The organism is Megasphaera micronuciformis F0359 (assembly GCF_000165735.1).
GTDB lineage: Bacteria > Bacillota > Negativicutes > Veillonellales > Megasphaeraceae > Megasphaera > Megasphaera micronuciformis.
In genome coordinates this window covers 1-5,503 of the sequence record NZ_GL538205.1, presented here as the reverse complement: position 1 = coordinate 5,503, position 5,503 = coordinate 1, and the positions used below count along the sequence as shown (strand labels likewise).

The following is a 5,503-nucleotide window of genomic DNA, read 5'->3' as shown; positions in this document are numbered from 1 at the left end:
CGATTGTGGCACACGTGATTCATGGCTTGCCAGTTCTTCGTATCCCAGAACAGCTTCTGATTACCTCGGTGCGGAATGATGTGATCCACCACATCTGCGGGAAGCGGCTGCCCCGAAGCCTTGCACCGCTCGCATTCACAGGTAGGATGCTCGGCTAAAAAAGAAAGCCTGGCCTTGTTCCACTTCGAACCGTAACCTCTTTTGGCGGCGCTTTGCCGTCTGTTATCGTACGAAGTCTTACGGTGTTTTTCGCAGTACCTGTCACGGGTAAGCTTATGACAGCCCGGATAACAGCACACGTGTAAACTCTTTTGCGGCATCTCTTCACCTCCTTGCTACAATGCTTCAAGCCAGACATTTATCTAGATTACTTATTGCTAAATAGCATTGTGCTTTGACAAATACGAATAGACTATACAACATGTCGTTTTTCTCATTCTTTTATTTATAAGATTACTACATGCAGTATCTCCGTCACCCATAAGCTATCTACCTAAACACTTTACAATTTTTAAAATTAGATATATCCTTACAGAAGGATTTTCAATCCTACATGGTCTAAATCCACTGTGATTTAGACAAGACAAAATCTTATTTTGTCGACCTCTGGTAAAGGAATAACCCCGAGTCATAATGGCTTGGGGTTATTTCCTTTATTACGCCCCCTACACAAACCGGGCATACTGTAATAATAAGTTCAACAAAACAAGACGCCCAATCACTGAGCGTCTTGTTTTGTGTCATGCAATGTATGTTTTAGGAGGTGTTCACACTATTAATATACCAGCATTTTCCGTACCAAGTTGATACGAAAGCGTACCGTTTGTGACATCCCTTAATTTCTATCGGTAAAAACAAAATGCATCTGCAAGGGAATTGATAAGGGACCGAACATCATCATTGATACTTTTTCCAAAACTCTACCGGAACGTTTTCTTACAGCCGGTTCACTTAGATGTAACACATCCGCAATACGCATCCAGGACGCCCCGTTAATGAAACGTTCTACAACAATAGTGCGGTCAGGATAGCTTAGAGCCTCTATAGAACGGTCAAGTCTCTTAATTACCGGCTCAATCTTATTCAGTTCTTCCTGAATATTTTTTTGCAGTTCTTCAATTTTTTCTTTTTCACACATGGACTTTTCTTCCTGGCTTAACATTTCCCCATTACTTCCGGGAGCAAATGACAGAGACGGAACCTTAGGAGCTGCCGTCAAATTTAGCTGGGTTTGGTATTCTTCGAGTTCCGCATGAAGGTTTTCAATATAGACTTTCGTCACATTGTATTTTCTAAGTAACGTTTCCACTTCTTTGGTTCGTTTATCTGTCATCCTTTCTGTAGCCTCCTAATATCGTAATCGTTCTTCAACCATAACTTCAATTCTCGGTTTATCACTGTATATTTTTCCCGCATTAATTTCGCACACAATGCTGTCATCTTTTAACACGGTACCGTTTAGTGCGTCCAGTATCCCTTTGATGTAATTATCCGTATCAGGTCTTGTTGTCGGTCGAATTTTAGCTTCTATAGCTTCTTTTCGTTTCTTTTGACTAAATCCACTCGGAATAGCTCGACATATTAATAAGTGTACTCTACACGGATTTTCAAACTGCCTAAAGCCGGGTTTAGCCAGTAACGGTTGTAGTTCTAATCTTATCAGTGCCTTATAGGCTTTGGACTTTATCGGATCATACGTTTTTACAAATCCGCCTTGCCGTGAAAACCTCGGGCGTCCCTGGGCAACCGGATTTCCATAAAGCGTCATTAAAATTCTCCGTACTTTTTCTGTTTCCTCATACTTTATCGGCATTTATGCTCTCCTTTAAAACGGGATTTCTTCCTGAACCGATTCGCCCATATCTTCAAAGCCAGTAGTAGCTTCCTTTTTTCTCCACTTGTTCAGTCTTTGTCCTACCTCATCCGCCAAAATGTATGTACGGTATTGATTCACACCGTCTTTTTCATATACGTTAGTCTTCATACGGCCGATTACGATAACCGCATCCCCCTTGTGCAAATCTTCATAGATAGAATTAGCCAAATCATTCCAAGCCTCAACATTCACCCAATCGGTAGCCTGTTGGTACTCCCCGTTTTTATCTTTGTAATTTCTATTTATGGCAACTGACAAACTAACAACCACATTGCCGCTTACCGTTTCTCTTCGTTTCGGATCTTGCCCCATGTTACCTACAACAATGACCTGATTCATGTTCATTCTCCTTTCGTAACTAATTCAATACAACTCGTTCTACAATTTCACCATTTTTCGATAAATACAGCTGTACCTTATTTCCACATTCATCAAGCTGCATGTCGGTGCTTGCGTAATGTGTCAGTATCGCTAAGTTTTTCCGAATTACGCTATCAGGAATATCCGGCCAAAGGCTACGCGCAAACGTTCTTAACTTGCGAGGAATGGGTTGCTCATACTTCTTTTCTTTTAAAGCTGCCAACCTGGCTATTAAAGCTTGTACATCAATTTTATGTCTCGGCTTACTATATTCGGCAATCTTTAAAGAAGATCGTTCGACTTCTGCCCGTGCACTAAGCTTCTTATCCAGTATTTCTTTTATGGTTGCCAAGGACGGCAAAAATTTTTCCCGTTCAATCGTAATTTCTACCGCATCAGCTACATCCTGTTCATCGTACCTTGCAAATATTCTTTCAAAATTTTTAAAATATCGAGTCCTTTCATCATTATCTCTTAATTGGTTCGGATATGAACCGCAAATCAGAGACTGGATAAAGTCCATACTTCCGCTCGTAAACATTCCCTAGGACCCCCTTTGCCGTAGTTTTCGTTTATGCTCTTCACGTTCACGCATAAAACGCTCGTAATCTTCTGAATGTTGCCACTGATTCCGGGAACTTTTATGGCTTTCAGAAATCCCTTCATCGTATCCATTGGCTTCCCAACGGTTAAGAATACCGGTAATATAAGCCAGGCTTCTTTTATTTCTCACAACGGCCCTTTCAATAGCTTTATGAACAAAAGCATCACCATGAGTTTCAACCAAAGCAATAAGTTTATCCTTTTCAACGAGAGAGCTGACGGGATGAATATTAGAACTATAATACCCCATAATTTCATCAGCCGCAGCGGAAGTCCTTTCTTCTCCTTCTTCTTTACTTTCCTTTACTTTACTTTCCTTTACTTTACTTTGTGGATTATCGTCTACATTTACGGGGTTATTGTCTACATTAACTAGGTTTTTGTATACATTAACGTTTATGAGCAGAAATCTTGCGTCGTAACGGACTTCCCTTCTGCGGGAAGCCGCCTCAAAAAAGCGGCTCTGTATCCCTTCAGAAGTAAGTACGCCGTAGCATTCGTACATATTGGCGTTAAAGAAATCCACCTGCACCGCCTTGTCGACAGTCGCAGTAACTGCGCCCTCGCTAACCCCAAGCTCGTCAGCAATTAGAAAGGACATATCAGGACTCCACCGAAGGAAATACCCGTCATTACGATAGATATTAGCCAGCAGGCTGATTAGCACCGGGATGGATTGTATTCCGCACGCTCTCATTATTCTGCGAATCTTAACGTCCTGCAAAAACCCGACATCCAAAGGATAATAGTCTAACCCCTGTTTTATCGGCCTTGCCATAGGGTCTCCTTTTGAACGTTATTCGGAAATAGACGCTTCTAAGATTGCATCATCTTTTTTCTCCTGTTCTGTCCGTGTATCCAATACTTCTCCTGTCATCGGATCTACATTGTCGGGAACCGTTTCAGCTTCTGTATCAATGTAATCCATTTCATCAGGCACATCACTCATGTTTTTAGCAATGTCTTTCTTAATGGTCCCATCAGAACTCATTTCTCTTACGAATTCGGTCTTAAGCGGGGCATATTTCAAGCACTTCTTAAGCACCGTCTTTTTGGCCATCTCATCAAAGTTGCTGTTCCAGGGACTATAGTTACTGCCGGAAGCTTTGCTATACTTTTGAGCATGCTTTTTTATATCTTCCACACTCATAACTTCGAATCCATATCCGCCTTTTTGAGTATGAAATACAGCATAGTAGGCAATAACACTTCCTCGATTGCTGGTAGCCGGTATATGTTTCAGCTTCGGTTCAAGGCCCAACTCGTATTCAAAAACATCGTTTTCATATACTTCATGGGCTTGGATGTCTTTTACTTCACCGCTTCGGTATGCCAAGTCAATAAGCCCTTTGTATCCCAGTTGAAATTGGCATTCCAGGGCTCCTTTATTCTTACTGTTTCTGTACGGAATTAAGTAAGCTTGTCCAAGCGGAGTATTCGGCTCTACCCCCAGCTGTGCTGCTTGCATCATAGCCCCGAGAAAACTGGTCGGCGTACACTCCTGCAGCTGAGTATTGCTGCTCATAGCTGTTAAAACCATGCGAGTAAAACGTTCTTTTGTGATTACGGTAGGCAGCGCTTTCTGGATTTGGTCCTCCATCGATACTACTAAGTCCTTCATGTTCCTAACGCCGTCAGTTTTGTTACTTTTTGCGGTCATCAAACCGCCCTTTGTGGTTGCCATTAATAGGTCCTCCTTTATATCTTGAATACCCTTATCGGGCTACCCTTCTTACTGTATTTTTCATATATATCCGGAAGTTCCGTCTTAAGTTTCTTACTATCAATTGTCGTTCTGCCGGCTTGCGTCTTCCAGGTAATCTTTCTTTCTCCGGCATAAGCTACCTCATGATCACCTATCATGGCCTTCAGTTGGTTCTTTTTGGTTTCGACTTGCTCTTTGATTCTCGATTCTACTTCTTGAAGCTCATCAATTTCGGTCAGTAACGTTTCAGCATTTTTGGGAAGTACTATGTCATCCGCAAGGCCACCGGGAAATCGTTCGGTAAGTGCTTGCGAACAACTCTTGCTACCATCCACATCGGGCATAATGCCGCCCTTAACATTATTCATCCAGAAGGATTCTTCTGCCTCAATAAGCGCCCTAATATCTTCTTCATTTCTGGGAATTTCTTTCCAAATAAAGTGATTACCTCCGATAAGACATGCAATATACCATTTGTCACAACCAGTGACAGCCATGTAATGCTGACATTGAAGGTAATAGCTGTCGGGGACGTTGTCTCCTTCCCATTCTTTAGTTTTAAATCCGTTTGCTGTTTTGCACTCAAGGCCGGCGTTTTCGCCAACAACCAGTCTGTCGACGTTGGCTATCATGAACGGGTACTCGAGTGATTGAAGCGTTCCGCATTTCTTTACTTTTAATCCTGTAAGCTCAGTAAACCTGGTTGCGACAGCCGCTTCGTGAACGTTCCCCCAGTATATGTACTCATTATCTGATAGGTCTTCCGGCTCTACCTGTCCCGTTTTCTCTTGCCAAAGCCTGAACGGACTCTTCCATCGATTCATACCGGCAATAATGGCAGCATCACTACCTCCAATTCCGATATTACGAAGTTTTTCCCAAGCTTTGCGATCTTTCATTTCATCGACTGTCATAATTAACTTCGTATGTAAGAGAACAGGACATATGTGACAAAGAAA

Annotated in this window: 8 protein-coding genes; all 8 read right to left on the bottom strand. The window is 42.1% G+C overall.

Annotated features, from left to right (window positions below; all coding sequences use genetic code 11):
- Positions 1 to 320 (bottom strand): HNH endonuclease (locus HMPREF9429_RS03710; RefSeq protein ID WP_006941766.1); only part of this gene is annotated, 320 nt, incomplete at its 3' end.
- Positions 321 to 835: 515 nt separating this feature from the next.
- Entirely contained in the window at positions 836 to 1,333 is a 498-nt protein-coding gene (locus tag HMPREF9429_RS03705; protein WP_006941765.1) for a sigma-70 RNA polymerase sigma factor region 4 domain-containing protein, read from the bottom strand.
- Between the two features lie 15 nt (positions 1,334 to 1,348).
- On the bottom strand, positions 1,349 to 1,813 hold the full coding sequence (locus HMPREF9429_RS03700) for a RusA family crossover junction endodeoxyribonuclease (RefSeq protein ID WP_006941764.1): 465 nt from the start codon (positions 1,811 to 1,813) through the stop codon (positions 1,349 to 1,351).
- Between the two features lie 12 nt (positions 1,814 to 1,825).
- Positions 1,826 to 2,215, bottom strand: coding sequence for a single-stranded DNA-binding protein (locus HMPREF9429_RS03695; RefSeq protein WP_050777763.1), 390 nt, complete (start codon positions 2,213 to 2,215; stop codon positions 1,826 to 1,828).
- A gap of 19 nt (positions 2,216 to 2,234) precedes the next feature.
- Positions 2,235 to 2,777: a hypothetical protein gene (locus HMPREF9429_RS03690; RefSeq protein ID WP_006941762.1), complete on the bottom strand. Its 543-nt coding sequence runs from the start codon at positions 2,775 to 2,777 to the stop codon at positions 2,235 to 2,237.
- A gap of 3 nt (positions 2,778 to 2,780) precedes the next feature.
- Positions 2,781 to 3,617, bottom strand: coding sequence for a Lin1244/Lin1753 domain-containing protein (locus HMPREF9429_RS08890; protein WP_006941761.1), 837 nt, complete (start codon positions 3,615 to 3,617; stop codon positions 2,781 to 2,783).
- An 18-nt stretch (positions 3,618 to 3,635) separates the two neighbouring features.
- The gene (locus tag HMPREF9429_RS03680) at positions 3,636 to 4,523 is read right to left on the bottom strand and encodes a recombinase RecT (protein WP_006941760.1); all 888 of its coding nucleotides are present in this window, start codon (positions 4,521 to 4,523) and stop codon (positions 3,636 to 3,638) included.
- A gap of 14 nt (positions 4,524 to 4,537) precedes the next feature.
- The coding region (locus HMPREF9429_RS03675; RefSeq protein WP_006941759.1) for a YqaJ viral recombinase family nuclease at positions 4,538 to 5,503 on the bottom strand (966 nt) is incomplete at its 5' end.